The following is a 19,479-nucleotide window of genomic DNA, read 5'->3' as shown; positions in this document are numbered from 1 at the left end:
ACGGCGAACCCTGTAGGAGCGGGTTCACCCGCGAATGCGTCGGTGGGTTCTCCATCGTATTCGCGGAAAACCCGTTCCTACAGGTTTTTCTATAGCCTTATCAAGGTGCGAACGGCAGTTCGCGCTTGTGCTGGGTCTTGCGGTAGGTGGCGACGATGATGTCGAACGCTGTCTGGTCAACCGGCTGCCCATGCAGGAAGGCGTCGATCTGCTGGTAGGTCACGCCATGTGACGCTTCGTCCGGCTTGCCCGGCTCCAGGTCTTCCAGGTCGGCCGTTGGCACCTTCTCCACCAGTGATTCCGGCGCACCGAAGCTACGCGCAATCGCCCGCACCTGATTCTTCACCAGCCCACTCAGCGGCGCCAGGTCGCAGGCACCATCACCAAACTTGGTGAAGAAGCCCATTACTGCCTCGGCCGCGTGGTCGGTACCGATCACCAGACCTGCGCGGGCGCCAGCGATGGTGTACTGGGCGACCATCCGGGTACGCGCCTTGACGTTGCCAACCACGAAGTCCACCAGCGTCGGCGAGCCGTTTTTCAACTCCACCACTTCGGCCGCCAATGCACGCACTGCCGGGGCGATATCCACAGTGTGAACTTCATCCGCCTTGATCACTTCCAGGCATGCCTGGGCGTCATGCTCATCATGCTGTACCTGGTACGGCAGGCGCACGGCAATGAAGGTGTAGGCCTTGTCGCCGGTCTCGGCACGCAGCTCGTTGATGGCACGCTGGGCGAGCAGGGCGGCAGTCAGTGAGTCGACGCCACCGCTAATGCCCAGCACCAAGGTCTTGAGCCGGGCGTTGGCCAGGCAGTCCTTGATGAACGCCACGCGCCGGGCGACTTCGGCCTCGAGCGCTGCCGCGTCGGCGAACGGCGGCTGTACCTTCAGCGCCTGGGCAATCTCTTGCTGAACCGCTTGCATGGGTTACTCCTTGCTGGGGACTTTGAATACGTGACGCATGTAGGCGACGAAGTTCTCGTCGCGGCACTGGGTCTTGGCGGCTTCATCAGAAATCTTGGCCACCGGCGCGCCGTTGCAGTCGGTCATTTTAAGCACGATGCTCATGGGTGCCACGCCCGGGATGTCGCAGGTCAGGTTGGTGCCGATGCCAAAGCTGACGTTGATGCGGCCGCGCAGGGCACGGAAAATTTCCAGTGAGCGGGTCAGGTTGAGGCCGTCTGAGAACACCAGGGTCTTGGTCATCGGGTCGATACCCAGTTTCTGGTAATGGGCAATGGCCTTTTCCGCCCAGGCTACCGGCTCGCCCGAATCATGGCGCAGGCCGTCGAACAGCTTGGCGAAGTACAGGTCGAAATCGCCGAGGAAGGCATCCATGGTGATGCAGTCGGTCAGGGCGATGCCGAGCAGACCACGGTACTCGCGTACCCAGCAATCCAGCGCGGCAATTTGGCTGTCGATCAGCCGTGGGCCGAGCTGCTGGTGGGCCATGATCCACTCGTGGGCCATGGTGCCCAGCGGTTTGATATCCAGTTTCCATGCCAGGTCGACGTTGCTGGTACCGACAAAGCGGCCGGGGAAGTCGTCGCGCAGCACCCGTACCACCTCCGCCTGCACGCGGCTGGAAAAGCGCCGGCGGGTGCCGAAGTCGGCCACCTGCAGTTCGGCCAGCTCGTCATCGCTGGCATGCGCGCGCAGCCAGTCGAACTTGCGGTACAACTGGTCCCGCGCCTCGGCCAGGCGCATGTGCGGGTGCAGATTGCGGTTGCGTACTTCGCTGATGATGGCCAGCAGCGGCACTTCGAACAGGATCACATGCAGCCATGGACCTTTCAGGCGCAGGAACAGTTGGTCGTTTTCAATGCCGACGTGCACGTAACGCAGGTTGAAGCGGAACAGGCGCAGAAAGCGTAAAAAGTCGGGTTTGAGGAAGCTGATGCGTTCGAGGAAGGTCAGCTGGCCATCGTCCAGGGTGAGGTCGCCAAGCCGTTCGAGCTGATTGCGAATTTCGCCGAGGTAGGGGCGCAGGTCCTCACCGTTGCGACAGCGGAATTCCCATTCGACGTCGGCGTCCGGGTAGTTGTGCAGCACACCTTGCATCATGGTGAGTTTGTAGAAGTCGGTGTCGAGCAGGTTGTGCACGATGCGCTCGGCGAATGCGCTTTCGCTCATCAAGGGGGCTCCGGAAGCGGCGATTGGCAGACATTGTGCCAGCCTTTTACCCCTTGTGTGGCTGTTCCGGCCTCTTCGCGGGCAAGCCCGCTCCTACACGGTGCGGGGACGAGGAGCGGGCTTGCCCGCGAAGAGGCCGGAACGGCCTAAACAGAGGTGTTTTTCCGTGCACAAGCTAGCCTTGAAACGGTGCCGCCTGTAGCAATCGTGCACCAGCGGTGTGCAGTTCGGTGACGTCCCGCTGTTACAGGTCGGTTGCACGTAAACACTTGCCAGGGTTGCAATGATGGCACTCGACGGTTGCTCCTTGTCTGTATGTATGGTGGCGCCTGCCGCGTGGCAGACGGTTGCACGCTCAATAAAGAAAAGGCCGCCCGTCGCCTACAGGCACCCTTCACAGTGTGTTTTCCCGGAAGACAAAACCGATGGCACGACCCTTGCTCGGAGTACCAGGCTGAGAAGTTGTAGTGCCAACCAAAAAAACTCTAGGAGCACCACCTCATGTCGCAGACGTTTTACAAGAAAGGTTTCCTGGCTCTGGCCGTAGCTACGGCCCTGGGTGTTTCTTCGTATGTTCAGGCCGACGTCAAGATCGGTGTAGCGGGCCCCATGACCGGGGCAAACGCAGCGTTTGGCGAGCAGTACATGAAAGGTGCGCAGGCAGCGGCCGACAAGATCAACGCCGCCGGTGGCGTGAATGGCGAGAAAATCGTTCTGGTCAAAGGCGATGACGCCTGTGAACCGAAGCAAGCCGTGTCCGTGGCCAACCGCCTGGTCGATCAGGACAAGGTGATCGGCGTGGTGGGCCACTTCTGTTCCTCCAACACGATCCCGGCGTCCGAGGTATATGACGAGGCGGGCGTGATTGCCATCACTCCAGGCTCCACCAACCCAGCGGTCACTGAGCGCGGCTTGAGCGCCATGTTCCGCATGTGCGGCCGTGACGACCAGCAGGGTATCGTCGCTGGCGACTACATCGTCGACGTGCTCAAGGGCAAGAAGATCGCGGTGTTGCACGACAAGGACACCTACGGCCAGGGCCTGGCTGACGCGACCAAGGCGCAGCTGGAAAAGCGCGGCGTGAAGCCCGTGCTGTACGAAGGCCTGACCCGTGGCGAGAAAGACTTCAGCGCGGTGGTCACCAAGATCCGCTCTACCGGTGCCGACGTGGTCTACTTCGGCGGCCTGCACCCGGAAGCCGGCCCGCTGGTTCGCCAGTTGCGCGAGCAGGGCCTGAAGGACGTCAAGTTCATGTCCGATGACGGCATCGTCACCGACGAACTGGTGTCCACCGCCGGCGGCGCGCAATACGTGGACGGCGTGTACATGACCTTCGGCGCCGACCCGCGCCTGCTGCCAGACAGCAAGGCGGTGGTGGAAGAGTTCCGCAAGGCCGGCACTGAGCCTGAGGGCTACACCCTGTACGCCTACGCTTCGCTGCAGGCCCTGGCTGCCGCGTTCAACGGCGCGAAGTCGAACAAGGGCGAAGACGCTGCCAAGTGGCTCAAGGCCAACCCGGTGCAGACCGTCATGGGCGAGAAGAAGTGGGACAGCAAGGGCGACCTGACCGTCTCCGACTACGTGGTCTACCAGTGGGACAAGACCGGTAAATACCACCAGCTGGAAAAACAAAAATAACAACGGCCCGCGGCCCGGGCTGTTGCTCGGGCCCAAAGCCCCGCGGTACCTGTCTTTATTCGTAGATCTGCACAGTTCTGCGCTGCGAGGGCCCCGCACAGGTGGCCCGCGCCGTGGTCGGCGCTCGTGCAATCTCAATCAGGTGAGATTGCGTTATGGATGGTATTTTCCTGCAGCAACTGGTCAACGGTCTGACCCTCGGGTCGGTCTATGGCCTGATCGCCATCGGCTACACAATGGTCTATGGCATTATCGGCATGATCAACTTCGCGCACGGCGAGGTGTACATGATCTCCGCTTACCTCGCGGCGATCAGCCTGGCATTGCTGGCTTACTTCGGTGTCGAATCGTTCCCCCTGCTGATGCTGGGCACCCTGTTGTTCACCATCGTCGTCACCGGCGTTTATGGCTTCACCATCGAGCGCATCGCCTACAAACCGCTGCGTAACTCCACCCGCCTGGCACCGCTGATCAGTGCCATCGGCATTTCGCTGATCCTGCAGAACTACGCACAGATCAGCCAGGGCGCCCGCCAGCAAGGCGTGCCAACCCTGTTGGAAGGCGCCATGCGTGTCGAAGTCGGAACCGGCTTCGTGCAACTGACTTACACCAAGATCTTTATCCTGGTGGCGGCATTCGTCGGCATGGGCCTGCTGACCTACGTGATCAAGTACACCAAGCTCGGCCGCATGTGCCGTGCCACCCAGCAAGACCGCAAGATGGCCTCGATCCTGGGTATCAACACCGATCGGGTGATTTCCTACGTGTTCGTCATCGGTGCAGTGATGGCCGCCCTGGCAGGCGTGCTCATCACCATGAACTACGGCACCTTCGACTTCTACGCCGGTTTCATCATCGGTATCAAGGCGTTCACTGCCGCAGTGCTCGGTGGCATCGGCTCGCTGCCGGGTGCGATGCTCGGCGGGATCATCCTGGGTATTTCCGAGTCGCTGTTCTCAGGCCTGATCAACTCCGACTACAAGGATGTGTTCAGCTTCTCGCTGCTGGTGTTGATCCTTATCTTCCGCCCACAAGGCCTGCTGGGTCGCCCGCTCGTGGCTAAGGTGTGAACATGTCCGTTGCCAAAACTGCCTCTGTTAGCGAAACCAAGGGTTTCGACCTTAAACGCAGCCTGCTGGAGACCATTGTCGCTGGCCTGCTGGCACTTATCGTGTTCGGTCCGGTCGTTGGCGTGGTACTTGACGGCTACACCTTCAATGCCGAGCCGCGCCGCGTGGCCTGGCTGGTCGGCGGTGTGATGGTTGGGCGCTTCCTGCTCAGCCTGTTCCTGCAGACTGCCCCCGGGCAACGCATGCTCCTGGGCTTCGACAGCGGTGGCTCGGGCGTGCATGTGACCGCCCCGGACTACAAGTCGCGCCTGCGCTACATCATCCCTGCGCTGATCGTGATTGCCATCGTTTTCCCGATCTTCGCCAACAAGTACCTGCTGACCGTGGTCATCCTCGGCCTGATCTACGTACTGCTGGGCCTTGGCCTGAACATCGTGGTCGGCCTGGCCGGCCTGCTCGACCTGGGGTATGTGGCGTTCTATGCCATCGGTGCCTACGGCCTGGCGCTGGGTTATCAATACCTGGGGCTGGGCTTCTGGAGCGTGCTGCCGTTGGCGGCCATCGCTGCGGCGCTGGCGGGGTGCATCCTCGGATTCCCGGTGTTGCGCATGCACGGTGACTACCTGGCGATCGTGACGCTGGGCTTTGGCGAGATCATCCGCCTGGTGCTGAACAACTGGCTATCGTTCACCGGTGGCCCCAACGGCATGCCGGCGCCCTCACCCACTCTCTTCGGCCTGGAGTTCGGCCGCCGGGCCAAGGATGGCGGCGTGCCGATCCACGAGTTCTTCGGCTTCGAGTACAACGCCAGCCTCAAGTTCGTGTTCATCTACGCGGTGCTGTTCATGGTCGTGCTGGCTGTGCTGTACATCAAGCATCGTCTGACCCGCATGCCGGTCGGCCGGGCCTGGGAAGCGCTGCGCGAAGACGAGATCGCCTGCCGTTCGATGGGCCTGAACCACGTGTTGGTCAAGCTGTCGGCCTTTACTCTGGGTGCCTCGACTGCCGGTCTGGCGGGGGTGTTCTTCGCCACCTACCAAGGCTTCGTCAACCCGTCGTCATTCACATTCTTCGAGTCGGCGCTGATCCTCGCCATCGTCGTGCTGGGCGGAATGGGCTCGACCGTGGGCGTGGTCATCGCCGCGTTCGTGCTGACCGTGGCGCCGGAGCTGCTGCGCAGCTTCTCCGAGTACCGCGTGCTGTTGTTCGGCGTGCTGATGGTGCTGATGATGATCTGGCGACCGCGTGGGCTGATCCGCATCAGCCGTGCCGGTGTGACCCCGCGTAAAGGAGTGGCGCCATGAGCGACGATATCATTCTCTCGGTCGACAACCTGATGATGCAGTTCGGTGGCATCAAGGCGCTCAGCGACGTCAGCCTGAAGGTCCGGCGCAACCAGATCTTTGCCCTGATCGGCCCTAACGGCGCCGGCAAGACCACGGTGTTCAACTGCCTGACCGGCTTTTACAAGGCCAGTGGCGGACGTATCGAGCTGAACGTGCGTGGCAGCCACACCAACGTCATCCAACTGCTCGGCGAACGCTTCCAGGCGGCCGACTTCTTATCGCCTGCGCGCTTTGCCAACCGTATGTACTACAAGATGTTCGGTGGTACCCACTTGGTCAATCGCGCCGGCCTGGCGCGCACCTTCCAGAACATTCGCCTGTTCAAGGAAATGTCGGTGGTGGAGAACCTGCTGGTGGCCCAGCATATGTGGGTCAACCGCAACTTGCTGGCCGGGGTGCTCAACACCAAGGCCTACCGCAAGGCCGAAAGCGATGCACTGGATCACGCCTTCTATTGGCTGGAAGTGGTCGACCTGGTCGATTGCGCCAACCGCCTGGCCGGCGAGCTGTCGTATGGCCAGCAGCGGCGCCTGGAAATTGCCCGGGCCATGTGCACGCGGCCGAAGATCATCTGCCTGGACGAGCCGGCGGCGGGCCTGAACCCGCAGGAAACCGAGGCACTCAGCCGCATGATCCGTGTGCTGCGTGACGAGCACGACATCACGGTGGTGCTGATCGAGCACGACATGGGTATGGTCATGAGCATTTCCGACCATATCGTGGTGCTGGACCACGGCACTGTGATTGCCGAAGGTGCGCCGCAGGACATCCGCCACAACCCGACGGTGATTGCCGCCTACCTGGGTGCAGACGAAGAGGAACTGGTATGAGTGCACCCATTCTCGAGCTGAAGGACCTGGACGTCTTCTATGGGCCGATCCAGGCGCTGAAGAAAGTCTCGATGCACATCAACGAGGGCGAGACTGTAAGCCTGATCGGTGCCAACGGTGCCGGCAAGTCGACCCTGCTGATGTCGATTTTCGGCCAGCCGCGGGCTGCATCCGGGCGTATCGTGTACCGCGGCACCGACATCACCCGCAAATCCTCGCACTACATCGCCTCCAACGGCATTGCCCAGTCGCCGGAAGGGCGCCGGGTGTTTCCCGACATGTCCGTCGAAGAGAACCTGATGATGGGGACCATCCCCATTGGCGACAAGCATGCCGACGAAGACATGCAGCGCATGTACGAGCTGTTCCCGCGGTTGAAGGAGCGGCGTAACCAGCGGGCCATGACCATGTCCGGTGGCGAGCAGCAAATGCTGGCGATTGCCCGGGCACTGATGAGCCGGCCGAAGTTGCTGTTGCTGGACGAGCCCTCGCTGGGGCTGGCGCCGATCGTGGTCAAGCAGATTTTCTCTACCCTGCGAGAGTTGGCCAAGACCGGGATGACCATCTTCCTGGTGGAGCAGAACGCCAACCATGCGCTGAAACTGTCGGACCGGGCGTATGTGATGGTCAACGGGCAGATTCGCATGACCGGGACCGGGCAGGAACTGTTGGTCAATGAGGAAGTGCGTAACGCTTATCTTGGTGGGCACTGAGTGGTATGCAGGGGCTGCAATGCAGCCCCTTCCCAATGTGGAAAACTTGTCGTTCCCTTCTCTCGCCACACGCCAATATTCCCCCGCAAGCCATTGTTTCCACAGGCCATATCTTTTCCACGGATAATGTGGAGCCGCCTGTGGAAAACATGGTGGCATATCGCTCGATGCCTTTAGACTCAGGCCCTGTAGCGATATGATCATTTTTTGTTCATATCCCCTTAGTGGATGGTTTTCCCCAGTTTTCAAAGGCCCTGCGTGCACTTCGTGCGCAGCGCAAAGCCTGTGGATAACTCTGTGAAAAAACGTTGGACAGACCGCTGCAGGCGGCATGCTTGAAAGCCTTGCGCCATCACCTGAAAGATGTCCACCGACCACGGAGCGCTGAAAGGGTTCCGTGCAGTGAACAAGTTGCCCCCAATCCGTGGGGAAAGCCTTGTGGATAACATGCGCATACCTGGCGGCGAGCCCTCTGCAGCAAGGGTTTGACGAGTATGAACAAAAAATGAACAGCCCCTTAGCGGCTTGCTGCCTGCGCCGTGCGCGGGCATGCTGCAAAGCTGCCATGACAACCTACCGTGAGGAACAGAGCATGACGTCCACCGTATTCATCACTGGCGCGACTTCCGGTTTCGGCGAGGCCACCGCCCGCCGCTTCGCCGAAGCCGGCTGGAAGCTGGTACTCACTGGGCGCCGCAAAGAGCGCCTGGATGCCCTGTGCGCTGAACTGTCGACCAAGACCGAAGTGCATGGCCTGGTGCTGGATGTGCGTGACCGCAAGGCCATGGAGCAGGCTATTGCCCATCTGCCGGTCGGCTTTGAAAAGATTCGCGGTCTGGTGAACAACGCCGGCTTGGCGCTGGGTGTGGATGCTGCGCAGAACTGCAGCCTGGACGACTGGGAAACCATGGTCGACACCAACATCAAGGGCCTGATGTTCACCACTCGTTTGCTGCTGCCACGGCTCATCGCCCATGGCCGTGGCGCGACGATCCTGAATGTCGGGTCTGTGGCGGGCAATTATCCGTACCCGGGCAGCAACGTGTATGGCGGCACCAAGGCCTTCGTCGGGCAGTTCTCGCTGAGCCTGCGTTGCGACCTGCGCGGTACCGGCGTGCGTGTGAGCAACATCGAGCCGGGCCTGTGCGAGAGCGAGTTCTCGCTGGTGCGCTTCGGGGGCGACCAGGCCAAGTACGATGCTACCTACGCGGGTGCGGAGCCGATCCAGCCACAGGATATTGCCGAGACCATCTTCTGGATCCTCAATCAGCCGGCACACATCAACATCAACAGCCTGGAACTGATGCCGGTGAGCCAGGACTGGGCAGGGTTCTCGATCGATCGTTCGGCCAAGGGCTGATAATTGTTGCTGGGGCCGCCTTGCGGCCCATTGGCGGAGGCCCCCACAAAGACCCAACAGCTTCAAGGGCAGTGCAGCTTGTGGGAGCAGGCTTGCCTGCCAAATACGTCAGCTCGGGCGCAGCAACCCTTCCAGGCAGGTCGCTAAATGGTAAGGCGTAGTAGAAGGCATATCGTGCCGGCTAACCGCCCCCTCACCATCCCTGCATTCATACCAGCCGGCGTCACGCAGGAACCGCGCCTCCAGCGCCTGTAACTGCCCCGTCAGCTTCGCCTCGCCACCCGCGCGCAACGCAAGCGCCCGCAGATACTCGGCCTGCGCCCAGATGCGCTGGGAGGCATCGAGCACCCGGCCATCCACATTCAGCATTGCCAGCACTGCCGCATCTTTCACCCCGAACTGCTCGGCAAAGCTGAAAGCCCGGTCAATTGAGGCATGTAGCGGCGTGTTACGCAGCAGCGGGGAGGTATGCAACAGATAGAACCACTCGAACTGGTGCCCCGGCTCGAACCAGTTATCCACAACCCCGCGTGGCTTTTCCAGCATCAGGCCATGGGCCGGTTCAATGAAGTGTGCCTCGAGCGCCTGACACAGTTGCAGCAACGACTGGCGGACATGTTCGTCGCCACGCACAGCCAGTACCTGCAGGAACGCTTCGGCCAGGTGCATCTGCGGGTTTTGCAGCGGGCCACTGCCGAGGTCGGCCCAGTCTTCGCCCAGGCAGGCTTCGAAGAGACCATCGTCACGGGTGAACTGCTGGTCGATGATGGCCAGCGCGGCATTCAACGTGGACTCCACCAGGCTTTCGCGCACTTTGCCCCAGTAGTGCGCGCAGGCGAACACGATGAAGGCGTGGGTATACAGGTCCTTGCGCCGGTCCAGCGGCTTGCCGTGGGCGTCGATGCTGTAGAACCAGCCACCGTGCTCGGCATCGTGGAAGTGCTTTTGCAGCGAGCGAAACAGGGCTGCGGCACGCTCGGCGGCACCCGGCTGACCGATACGGCTGCTGAACAGGTAAAGCTGGCGCGCACAGGCCATGGCGCGGTAGCGCTGCACCGGCAACGGATGGTGCTGGGCGTCCAGCGCTTCGTAGGGCAGGGCCATGTCGGCGTTCCAGCCCGGGCCTTGCCACAGCGGCACGATACGTTCGGCGAAGTGCTGGTTGAAGCGGGCCAGTTCGGGCAAGGTGGGGCGGGGGTCGGACATTTAGGCGCTCGTCGCTGTCGGGCAGGGCGCCATGGTAGCAGAAGTGAGGTTTTCAGTAGCCTGGGTTGCCGAGCCCCTGCCAATGCCGTGCCCCGACAAAGATGAAGCGCAACTGCTGGGTGATTTTTTCCTGAGGCGTCAGGGCCTGTGGATAACCCGCTTCCGGGTTGTCGATAAGCTCGGGCAGGGTGGCGAACACGGTCTTGACCACCAGGTCGGCCATCACCGCCAGCGCTGCGCTGTCCAGGTGTTGCCAGCGCTTCATTCGCGCAAGGTCGGTGGCCAGGTCGTCGCTGATATCCTGGCGCAGGCGGGCAATGGCCTGGCGCACGGCCTGTGCACCGCCGTACTGCTCGCGGGCCAGGAACAGGAACTGCGCGCGGTGAGCGGCTACCACGTCGAGGAAGATGCGCACCGAGGCGTCAGTGATGCCGCCCAGTTCGAACTCGTTCTGGCGCACCAGGCGGATGGTCTGGCGGAAGGTGGTGTCGATTTCGGCAACAAGGGCCAGGCCCAGGGCGTCCATGTCGGAGAAGTGCCGATAGAAGCCGGTCGGCACGATGCCAGCTGTCTTCGCCACTTCGCGCAGGCTGATACTGCCGAAACCACGGCCACTCTCCATGAGCAGGCAGGCGGCATCGAGCAGGGCCTGGCGGGTCTGTAGCTTCTGTTCGGCGCGCGGCAGCATGGTGCGGGCTTCTGTAACGGTCAGGCTGGGCACTCTAGATAAAAAAACAAAGCCCGGTCAATGGACCGGGCCTGGAGGGGAGCAAGCGTTGTGACAGAAGTTGTTCTTTTCGGCCATGGCGATCAGCTCACACGGCTGAGTTTAACCAGGCGATCCGAGCCACCTTCGGCAACACGGCCAGCTTGTTCGATCAGGCGGTCCGAGCCACCTTCAGCGACACGGCCAGTACGTTCGATCAGGCGGTCCGAGCCACCTTCAGCGACACGGCCAGCTTGTTCGATCAGGCGGTCCGAGCCACCTTCAGCGACACGGCCAGCTTGTTCGATCAGGCGGTCCGAGCCACCTTCAGCGACACGGCCAGCTTGTTCGATCAAGCGATCCGAGCCACCTTCGGCGACACGGCCAGTACGTTCGATCAAGCGATCCGAGCCACCTTCGGCGACACGGCCAGTACGTTCGATCAGTCGATCGGAACCACCTTCAGCTACGGTTTTCAGCGGCTGGGCAATTTCGGCAGCGCTGGAGCGCGCTTCGGATGTCAGGTGTTGCTCGGACGCTGGCAGGGCGAAAGCGTTGGCGGCCAGAAGGGACAGGGTCAGGGTCAGCAGATGGCGTTTCATGATTTCGGTGCTCCTCTCGGGGGCTGGAAAGTGGGTACGGAGCCAATGCTACGCCGCGTAACGCCAGAGAGAAGTTCATATGGGTAATGGTAACAATCGACCATATTGATAGAGGTTGGAAAGGCCTCTATTCCGGACATTACAGGCGTTCTGGAAACCCCATGGCATTGTTGGCGGTGGGTAACAGGTACGTCCTGGTGCGCCGAATTCCTGAGCAAGAGGCCAGGAAAAACTTCGCTATCATGGCGCCATCGATAAAACCTCACGGGTTTTCATCAGTCGGAGTTATTGAGGCCATCGCTGCGCCTGTTTTCTGTCATGCCGCAAGGAGATTTACGCAATGACGCGTCCCGCCAGAATCCTCGTCTGGACCCTCGCCAGCCTGCTTACCGTGCTGGCGATCCTGGTGGTAGTGATTGCCACCTTCGACTGGAACCGCGTCAAGCCACTGCTCAACGAGAAGGTCTCCGAAGCCTTGCATCGGCCCTTCGCGATCAACGGCAACCTCGCCGTGCACTGGCGTACCGAGCCCGAAGAGGGCGGTTGGCGTGCCTGGGTGCCTTGGCCGCACTTCATTGCCGAAGACCTGACGTTGGGCAACCCCGAGTGGCTCAAGGAGCCGAAAATGGTCGGCCTTGAGCGCGTGGAGTTTCGCCTGGCGCCGCTGCCGCTGGTGCTCCAGCAAATCAGCATACCCCGCATCAACCTCACCAAGCCCACTGCCAGCCTCACTCGCCTGGCCGATGGCCGTGCCAACTGGGTCTTCGACTTCGGCCCCAAGGATGAAAACGCTGAACCTTCCAAATGGCAGCTGGACATCGGCGCCATCGGCTTCGATCAGGGCAATGTCAGCTTCGACGACCAGACCCTGAAAACCAGCATGAAGGTGCAGATCGACCCGCTTGGCAAACCAATCCCGTTCAGTGAGATTGTCGGCAAGGCCAGCGCCGAGAAGGTCGGTGGTGCGCAGGACTATGCCTTCGGCCTCAAGGCCCAGGGCCGCTATAAAGGCCAGCCAGTGTCCGGCACCGGCAAGATCGGTGGCCTGCTGGCCCTGCAGGACGCCAGCCAGCCGTTCCCTCTGCAGGCTGACGTGCGCATCGCTGACACCCATGTGGTCCTCGCCGGCACCCTCACCGACCCGCGTAATCTTGGCGCCCTCGACCTGCGCCTGCGTTTGTCGGGTGCCAGCCTGGGTAACCTCTACCCCTTGACCGGGGTCACCTTGCCTGACACCCCGGCCTATTCCACCGACGGTCGCCTCAGCGCCAACCTGCGTGCGGCGCCAGGGGCGACGTTCAATTACCAGGGCTTCAACGGCAAGATCGGCGACAGCGATATCCACGGGGACCTGGCCTTCGTTGCCAGCCAGCCACGGCCCAGACTGTCCGGTAACCTGGTATCGAACCAGTTGCTGTTCAAGGACCTGGCGCCGCTGATCGGCGCCGACTCCAATGCCGAACAGAAGGCCCGCGGCGGTGCCAGCAAGCAGCCTGTGGGCAAGGTGCTGCCAGTGGAGGCGTTTCGCACCGAGCGCTGGCGCGCGATGGATGCTGACGTCACTTTCGCTGGCAAGCGCATCGTGCACAGCGCGCAACTGCCGTTCAATGATCTGTCGGCCCATGTGATGCTCGAAGACGGCCTGTTGCGCCTGGAGCCCCTGCGCTTTGGCGTGGCCGGCGGCAGCCTGGCCTCCAACATCCGCCTGGACGGGCGCAGTGTGCCCTTGCAGGGGCGTGCGAAGTTGACTGCTCGCGGCTTCAAGCTCAAACAACTGTTCCCCACCTTTGCACCGATGCAGACCAGCTTTGGTGAGCTCAATGGCGACGCCGATATCAGCGGCCGTGGCAACTCGGTAGCCGCCTTGCTGGGGACAGCCAATGGCGACCTGCGCATGCTGATCAACGATGGCGCCATCAGCCGCAGCCTGATGGAAATTGCCGGGTTGAACGTGGGCAACTATGTGGTCGGCAAGCTGTTTGGTGATGAGGACGTGAAGATCAACTGTGCGGCGGCCGATGTTGGCATCAAGGATGGCCTGGCGACTACGCGGCTGTTCATCTTCGATACCGAGAACGCGATCATCTACATCGACGGCACGGCGAATTTCGCTTCCGAGCAACTGGATTTGAACATCACCCCGGAATCGAAAGGGCTGCGGTTGTTCTCGCTGCGTTCACCGTTGTATGTGCGCGGATCGTTCGCCAGACCGAACGCCGGTGTGCAGGCGCTGCCGCTGGCGTTACGTGGCGCAGGGATGGTTGCGCTGGGTGTGGTTGCAGGGCCGGCGGCAGGGTTGCTGGCGCTGATCGCGCCCAGCAGCGGGGATGACCCGAACCAGTGCACGCCGTTGTTGCAGCAGATGAAGGCAGGCAAGGCGCCGGCGACAGTGAACGCGCGGAAATAGCAAGGGGCCGCAAGCGGCCCCAGGAGAGTGTCAGAAATCAAAGGCCTTGCAGCAGGTCGGACATATCGTCCGCGTGCTCTTCTTCCTGCGCCAGGATGTCTTCGAATATACGACGGGTAGTCGGGTCTTTATCCCCGATGTACTGAATGATTTCCCGGTAGCTGTCTATGGCGATCCGCTCTGCCACCAGGTCTTCCAGCACCATCTCTTTCAGCGAGTTGCCGGCCACGTACTGGGCATGCGAGTTCTTGGTCAGGTTGTCGGGGTTGAAGTCCGGTTCCCCACCCAGTTGCACGATGCGCTCGGCCAACTTGTCGGCATGTTCGGCTTCCTGGTTGGCATGTTCCAGAAATTCCTCGGCAGCCACACCGGCCTTGATGCCGCTGGCCATGAAGTAGTGGCGTTTGTAGCGCAGCACACAGACCAGTTCGGTGGCCAGCGATTCATTAAGCAGGCGCAGGATCTGCTCACGGTCGGCGTGGTAACCCTCGGTCACTGCACCTTGCTCCACATGCTGGCGTGCACGCTCGCGCAGGGTTTTCACATCGGTCAGTTCAACATTGCTCATGGTTATCTCCAGCAGGGGTCAGGGTCAGGTTGGAGCGCAGGCTTACGCGCCATGCAGGGCGTCGCTGTCCTCTTGGCGTTGTTTGCAGGTCTTGAAGCCTTTGGCATCGACATGGCCGGTGGCATCGAAGCGCACGTAGTAGGGTTGCTGATTGCCAGCGTGGTTGAGGATGTAGTCGTTGCAGGTGCCCCCGTGCGGCAGGTCGATCACGCTCGACGGGCTGCCGCCAATGGCGATGACCTTCTGCATGGTCATACCGTGCTCCACCTGTTTGACCAGCGGCTCGTCGCGGTAGGTAACGTAATCCACCGGGTTTTCCGGGCGGCTGCCGCAGGCGGCCAGGGTGGCGCTTGCCAGAAGGATTGCCAGGGTCTGCTTGTACATGGTCCCGCTCCTTGCAAAGGGTCTGTGTGGTTTTTGAACCACAGCGCGCGCCAAGAGTTCGATTGCGATGGTCATCATGGCCGCTGTAGTGTTGACCCGTCGTCCACGCAAAGGAGCTGCGGCAATGCAGCAGGAGTTGGCCACGCGATACCCGCTGGTGCTGGTGCCGGGCATGCTCGGGTTTGTCCGGATGGTGCTCTACCCCTACTGGTTCGGCATTGTGCCGGCCTTGCGCAAGGGCGGGGCGCAGGTGTTTCCGGTGCAGGTTTCGCCGCTGCATTCCAGCGAGGTGCGCGGCGAACAGTTGCTGGCGATCATTGACGACATTTGCCAACGTACCGGCGTCGACAAGGTCAACCTCATCGGCCACAGCCAGGGCGCCCTGAGCGCGCGTTACGCAGCGGCCAAACGGCCGGGGCGGGTGGCGTCGGTCACCTCGGTGGCGGGGCCCAACCATGGCTCCGAGCTGGCCGACCACCTGGAACGCACGGCACCGGGCGATTCACCCCAGGGGCGCATCCTCAAGGCTGTGCTGCATGGGTTTGCCGTGCTGCTGGTGTGGCTGGAAACCGGCTGGCGTCGTGAGCCGCTGCCGGTAGATGTGCACGCCTCGCACCAGTCGCTGACCAGCGCCGGGGTGGCACTGTTCAACCAGGCTTATCCACAGGGCCTGCCGCAAACCTGGGGTGGGGAAGGGGCTTATGAGGTCAATGGCGTACGCTATTACTCCTGGTCCGGCACCTTGCAACCGGGCCTGACAGACCAGGGGCGCAACCGCTTCGACGGCAGCAGCCGCTTCTGCCGCCTGTTCGCACGCAGCTTCATCAAGGAAAAGGGCCATTGCGATGGCATGGTCGGGCGTTTCAGTTCGCACCTGGGGCAGGTGATCGGCGACGATTACCCGCTCGATCACCTGGACATCGTCAACCAGTCACTCGGTGCAGTGGGCAAAGGCGCCGAGCCGGTGCGGCTGTTCACCGAACATGCCGCCCGGCTCAAGGCGGCAGGGCTTTAGCTCAAGCGCCTTGGCGGCGGATCGGCGTGGTCCAGCGTTCGGCCAGCACTACGCCGGCCAGGGTCAGCAAGCCGCCAGCCAGGTGGTAACTGGCCAGTTGCTCGTCGAGTACCACGGCGGCGATCAGCGCAGTGACCAGCGGCAGCAGGTTGAAGAACAGCGTGGTGCGGCTGGGCCCCAGACGGTGCACGGCCTGCATCCACACCAGTGGCGCGACCATCGAGGCCAGTACGCAGGCATACAGGACCAGGCCGATGTTGTGGCTGTTCAGGCCGGTCTTGTCCGACAGCAGGAACAGCGGTAGCAACACGACGATGGCCACCAGAATCTGCAGGTACAACAGCTGCATCGGCGGCAGGCGCAGCTGCCATTTCTTCAGCAGGAAGCTGTACAGCGCATAGGCCAAGGTGGCCACCAGCATCAACAGGTCGCCGCTGTTCAGCCCTTGCTGCAGCAGGCTGGCGGGGTGGCCGGCGCTGACCACTTCAAGCACGCCAAAGAATGACACCACCGCGCCCAACAAGGCACCGTAGCTCAGGCGCTGGCCCAGCCAGACGATGGACAGCGCCAGTGACATCAGCGGCATCAGCGAGAGGATGATGCCCATGTTGGTGGCACTGGTGATGCCAGCGGCGAAGTAGGCCAGGCTCTGGTACATCGCCATGCCCAGCACGCCGAGCACGAACACCTTGGCCAGGTGCGGACGGATGGCTGCACGGTTGCGCCATACGGCGGGCAGCAGGAACGGGGTGAACAGCAAGGCGGCCAGCAGCCAGCGGTAGAAGCCGATCTCCGCGGGGTGGATGGCGCCAGCCGACATCTTGGTGACCACGGTGTTGCCGGCCCAGATGAGGATGGCGGTGAGGGGGAACAGGTAATTCATGCAGCAGGGTACTCGTTGGGGGCTGGAATGGGGCTGCTTTGCAGCCCTTCGCGGGTGAACCCGCTCCTACGGGGATACACAGACCTGGAGGCTGGCGCAGATCCTGTGGGAGCGGGCGAGCCCGCGAAAGCCAGCAAGGCAGGCCCTCGATAGGCCTGTATTATCGAATGTCTGTCTACAAGCCTATACTTCTATCCAGACAACCGACCCTGCAAAGCAGACAGCATGCCGCGTAAATACCTCGATATCCCCCAGTTCACCCAACTGCCGGCCCCGGTGTACTTCCGCCACGACGAGTTCGTTGCCGACACCCACAGCGCCGTGCACCAACACGCCTGGGGCCAGCTGAACTACACCGCCCACGGCGTGATGCATCTGGATGTGGCCGGCCAGCGCTTCCTGTCGCCGCCGCACTACGCCGTTTGGGTGCCGCCCGACACCGAGCACGGCTGCTACAACCCCCAGGCCATCGTCTATCGTTCCATCTACCTCGACCGCAGCCTGTGCGCAGCCCTGCCAGCGCGCCCGTGCAGCCTGATGATCAGTGACATCCTCAAGGCCATCCTCGGTGACTTCGCCCGGCGCAATCTCAAGGTGGCCGAGGACGAGCGTGACCAGCGCCTGGTACAGGTACTGCTTGACCAGTTGCTGCTGGCGCCCACCTTGGCCTGCTACCTGCCGTTTGCCCACAGCGATGGCTTGCGCCAGGTGCTCGGCGCGCTCAGCGCCGAGCCGGGGGACAACCGCCCGCTGGCCGACTGGGCCGCCCGCGTGCACGTCAGCGAACGCACCCTGGCCCGCCAGTTTCTGCGCGAACTGGGCATCAGCTTTGGCGAATGGCGCCTGCGCCTGCGTTTTCTGCGTGCCATCGAAGCGCTGGAAGCCGGCCTGCCGATTCAGGCCATTGCCTTCGACCTTGGCTACAGCAGCGCTTCGGCGTTCATCGCCATGTTCCAGCGCCAGGCCCGGTGTACGCCCGAGCAGTACCGCCGGCAGGCGCGGGCGGGGCGCTGAACATTCTTGGCTACACTCAGCTCGACCCCGTGCATCGGGCGCGGAGCCCAGGAGACCACTCCATGAAAGTGCTGCAAATCCCGTTACTGGCGCTGGCGGTGTTGTTCAGTGCCCAAGGTTTCGCTGCCAATACCGCGCAGCAGGAAAAAATGAAAACCTGCAACGCCGACGCCACCGCCAAGGCCCTCAAGGGCGATGAACGCAAAGCGTTCATGAGCACCTGCCTGAAAAAGGATGTGCCACACACCCAGCAAGAGAAAATGAAGACCTGCAATGCTGACGCCACCACCAAAGCCCTGAAGGGGGACGAGCGCAAGGCGTTCATGAGTGACTGCCTGAAGAAGAAATGACCTGCGCCTATGCCTGCGCCGCCAAGGCTGGCAGACTGCGGCATTCCCGCTGTCTGCCGTCGAGGCTGTATGACCTTTACCCCCCGTCAGATCACCCTGGCCAGCCTGATCATCGTCATGGCCGGGCTGCTGCTGGCTTTGCCCCTGAAGTTGCTGCCCAGCCTGCTGGCCGGTCTTCTGGTGTTCGAACTGGTCAACATGCTGACCCCGCGCCTGCAACCGCTGTTTGCTGGCCAGCGTGCGCGCTGGCTGGCCGTGGCGCTGCTCGGCACTTTGGTGGTCAGCACCCTGACACTGCTGATTGCCGGTGCCTTCAGCTTCCTGCTGCACGAGGCGGAAAACCCCGGTGCCTCGCTGGACAAGTTCATTGCCCTGGTCGAGCAGGCCCGCGGTCAGTTGCCACCCTTCATCGAGGGCTACCTGCCGGCCAGTGCCGCAGAGTTCAAGGTGGCCATCGGCGACTGGATCAAGAGTCACCTGAGCGATTTGCAGTTGGTGGGCAAGGGCATGGCACACATGTTCGTGACGCTGCTGATCGGCATGATCCTCGGCGCCATCATCGCTTTGCAGCGCATTCCCGATGTTTCCCGGCGCAAGCCCCTGGCGGCGGCGCTGTTCGAGCGTCTTAGCCTGCTGGTGAAGGCGTTTCGCAACATCGTGTTCGCACAAATCAAGATCTCGCTGCTCAACACGATCTTCACCGGCGTTTTCCTGGCCGTGGTGATGCCACTGTTCGACGTGCACCTGCCGCTGACCAAGACGCTGATCGTGCTGACCTTCCTGCTGGGCCTGCTGCCGGTGATCGGCAACCTGATGTCCAATACCTTGATCACCATCGTCGGCCTGTCGCTGTCGATCTGGGTGGCGGCGGCGGCGCTGGGTTACCTGGTCGTCATCCACAAGATCGAGTACTTCCTCAACGCGCGGATCGTGGGTGGGCAGATCAGTGCCAAGGCATGGGAATTGCTGCTGGCGATGCTGGTATTCGAGGCGGCGTTCGGGCTGCCTGGTGTCGTGGCGGGGCCCATCTACTATGCCTATCTGAAGAGTGAGCTGAAGCGGGCGGAGCTGGTCTGATCATGTAGTGGCTTGTACCGGCCCTTTCGCGGGTAAACCCGCTCCTACAGGGGCCTGTGGTCAATCACCGATGTGTCTCCACCCCGATCGGGCGTAGGAGCGGGTTTACCCGCGAATACGGTAGCGGCGGCATCGGTGAACGGCGGGTAGAGATTGGCCAGCAGGGCCGGCCT

At 62.0% G+C, this 19,479-nt stretch carries 19 protein-coding genes; 11 read left to right on the top strand and 8 right to left on the bottom strand.

All coding sequences use genetic code 11. The features are described 5' to 3' along the window. Window positions 1-100: 100 nt before the first annotated feature. Entirely contained in the window at window positions 101-928 is an 828-nt protein-coding gene (gene nadE, locus ACF8GF_RS03315) for an ammonia-dependent NAD(+) synthetase (RefSeq protein ID WP_176683157.1), read from the bottom strand. 3 nt (window positions 929-931) lie between these two features. Further along, entirely contained in the window at window positions 932-2,137 is a 1,206-nt protein-coding gene (gene pncB, locus ACF8GF_RS03310; protein WP_176683158.1) for a nicotinate phosphoribosyltransferase, read from the bottom strand. Window positions 2,138-2,638: 501 nt separating this feature from the next. Between pncB and ACF8GF_RS03305 the strand changes: the two genes are divergently transcribed. The 6 genes from ACF8GF_RS03305 (at window position 2,639) to ACF8GF_RS03280 (ending at window position 9,094) form a co-directional block, all read left to right on the top strand. Beyond that, a complete protein-coding gene (locus tag ACF8GF_RS03305; RefSeq protein WP_176683159.1) occupies window positions 2,639-3,775 on the top strand; it encodes a branched-chain amino acid ABC transporter substrate-binding protein in 1,137 nt (378 codons plus the stop codon). A 155-nt stretch (window positions 3,776-3,930) separates the two neighbouring features. Then, window positions 3,931-4,845 carry a branched-chain amino acid ABC transporter permease LivH gene (locus ACF8GF_RS03300; RefSeq protein WP_176683160.1) on the top strand — a complete coding sequence of 305 codons (915 nt, stop codon included), beginning with the start codon at window positions 3,931-3,933 and terminating at the stop codon, window positions 4,843-4,845. Window positions 4,846-4,847: 2 nt separating this feature from the next. Further along, a complete protein-coding gene (gene livM, locus ACF8GF_RS03295) occupies window positions 4,848-6,149 on the top strand; it encodes a high-affinity branched-chain amino acid ABC transporter permease LivM (RefSeq protein WP_176683161.1) in 1,302 nt (433 codons plus the stop codon). Further along, window positions 6,146-7,021: an ABC transporter ATP-binding protein gene (locus tag ACF8GF_RS03290; protein ID WP_176683162.1), complete on the top strand. Its 876-nt coding sequence runs from the start codon at window positions 6,146-6,148 to the stop codon at window positions 7,019-7,021. Before livM ends, ACF8GF_RS03290 begins: the two co-directional genes overlap by 4 nt. Next, the gene (locus ACF8GF_RS03285) at window positions 7,018-7,734 is read left to right on the top strand and encodes an ABC transporter ATP-binding protein (RefSeq protein ID WP_176683163.1); all 717 of its coding nucleotides are present in this window, start codon (window positions 7,018-7,020) and stop codon (window positions 7,732-7,734) included. The genes ACF8GF_RS03290 and ACF8GF_RS03285 overlap by 4 nt, the downstream gene beginning before the upstream one ends. Before the next feature lie 592 nt (window positions 7,735-8,326). Next, window positions 8,327-9,094, top strand: a complete 768-nt coding sequence (locus tag ACF8GF_RS03280) for an SDR family oxidoreductase (protein WP_176683164.1) — start codon at window positions 8,327-8,329, stop codon at window positions 9,092-9,094. 108 nt (window positions 9,095-9,202) lie between these two features. Here ACF8GF_RS03280 and ACF8GF_RS03275 read toward each other — a convergent pair whose 3' ends face one another. The 3 genes from ACF8GF_RS03275 to ACF8GF_RS03265 all read right to left on the bottom strand — a co-directional run bounded on the left by ACF8GF_RS03275 (window position 9,203) and on the right by ACF8GF_RS03265 (window position 11,608). Beyond that, window positions 9,203-10,300 (bottom strand): AGE family epimerase/isomerase, encoded by a 1,098-nt coding sequence (locus ACF8GF_RS03275; protein WP_392488480.1) that lies wholly within the window; start codon window positions 10,298-10,300, stop codon window positions 9,203-9,205. A gap of 52 nt (window positions 10,301-10,352) precedes the next feature. Continuing rightward, window positions 10,353-10,988, bottom strand: a complete 636-nt coding sequence (locus tag ACF8GF_RS03270; RefSeq protein WP_003249603.1) for a TetR family transcriptional regulator — start codon at window positions 10,986-10,988, stop codon at window positions 10,353-10,355. A 122-nt stretch (window positions 10,989-11,110) separates the two neighbouring features. Then, on the bottom strand, window positions 11,111-11,608 hold the full coding sequence (locus ACF8GF_RS03265; protein WP_392488479.1) for a phage infection protein: 498 nt from the start codon (window positions 11,606-11,608) through the stop codon (window positions 11,111-11,113). Between the two features lie 340 nt (window positions 11,609-11,948). Between ACF8GF_RS03265 and ACF8GF_RS03260 the strand changes: the two genes are divergently transcribed. Then, complete coding sequence (locus ACF8GF_RS03260) at window positions 11,949-14,015, top strand: AsmA family protein (protein ID WP_392488478.1); 2,067 nt, start codon at window positions 11,949-11,951, stop codon at window positions 14,013-14,015. A gap of 37 nt (window positions 14,016-14,052) precedes the next feature. On the opposite strand, the gene ACF8GF_RS03255 is transcribed toward ACF8GF_RS03260, so the two are convergent. Beyond that, complete coding sequence (locus ACF8GF_RS03255; RefSeq protein ID WP_209963156.1) at window positions 14,053-14,583, bottom strand: bacterioferritin; 531 nt, start codon at window positions 14,581-14,583, stop codon at window positions 14,053-14,055. A gap of 42 nt (window positions 14,584-14,625) precedes the next feature. After that, complete coding sequence (gene osmE / locus ACF8GF_RS03250) at window positions 14,626-14,967, bottom strand: osmotically-inducible lipoprotein OsmE (RefSeq protein ID WP_176683168.1); 342 nt, start codon at window positions 14,965-14,967, stop codon at window positions 14,626-14,628. Window positions 14,968-15,091: 124 nt separating this feature from the next. Between osmE and ACF8GF_RS03245 the strand changes: the two genes are divergently transcribed. Then, window positions 15,092-15,982: a triacylglycerol lipase gene (locus tag ACF8GF_RS03245; RefSeq protein WP_209963162.1), complete on the top strand. Its 891-nt coding sequence runs from the start codon at window positions 15,092-15,094 to the stop codon at window positions 15,980-15,982. 1 nt (window position 15,983) lies between these two features. On the opposite strand, the gene ACF8GF_RS03240 is transcribed toward ACF8GF_RS03245, so the two are convergent. After that, a complete protein-coding gene (locus tag ACF8GF_RS03240) occupies window positions 15,984-16,865 on the bottom strand; it encodes a DMT family transporter (RefSeq protein ID WP_176683170.1) in 882 nt (293 codons plus the stop codon). Between the two features lie 225 nt (window positions 16,866-17,090). On the opposite strand from ACF8GF_RS03240, the gene ACF8GF_RS03235 reads away from it, so the two are divergent. The 3 genes from ACF8GF_RS03235 (at window position 17,091) to ACF8GF_RS03225 (ending at window position 19,306) form a co-directional block, all read left to right on the top strand. Then, on the top strand, window positions 17,091-17,879 hold the full coding sequence (locus tag ACF8GF_RS03235; RefSeq protein ID WP_392460341.1) for an AraC family transcriptional regulator: 789 nt from the start codon (window positions 17,091-17,093) through the stop codon (window positions 17,877-17,879). A 62-nt stretch (window positions 17,880-17,941) separates the two neighbouring features. Beyond that, window positions 17,942-18,229, top strand: coding sequence for a PsiF family protein (locus ACF8GF_RS03230; RefSeq protein ID WP_176683172.1), 288 nt, complete (start codon window positions 17,942-17,944; stop codon window positions 18,227-18,229). Between the two features lie 69 nt (window positions 18,230-18,298). After that, a complete protein-coding gene (locus tag ACF8GF_RS03225; RefSeq protein ID WP_176683173.1) occupies window positions 18,299-19,306 on the top strand; it encodes an AI-2E family transporter in 1,008 nt (335 codons plus the stop codon). Window positions 19,307-19,479: the final 173 nt, after the last annotated feature.

The organism is Pseudomonas sp. yb_5 (genome assembly GCF_043103865.1).
GTDB lineage: Bacteria > Pseudomonadota > Gammaproteobacteria > Pseudomonadales > Pseudomonadaceae > Aquipseudomonas > Aquipseudomonas putida_Y.
Note: the sequence above shows the minus strand (reverse complement) of the source record. Positions and strands in the feature narration are given on the sequence as shown.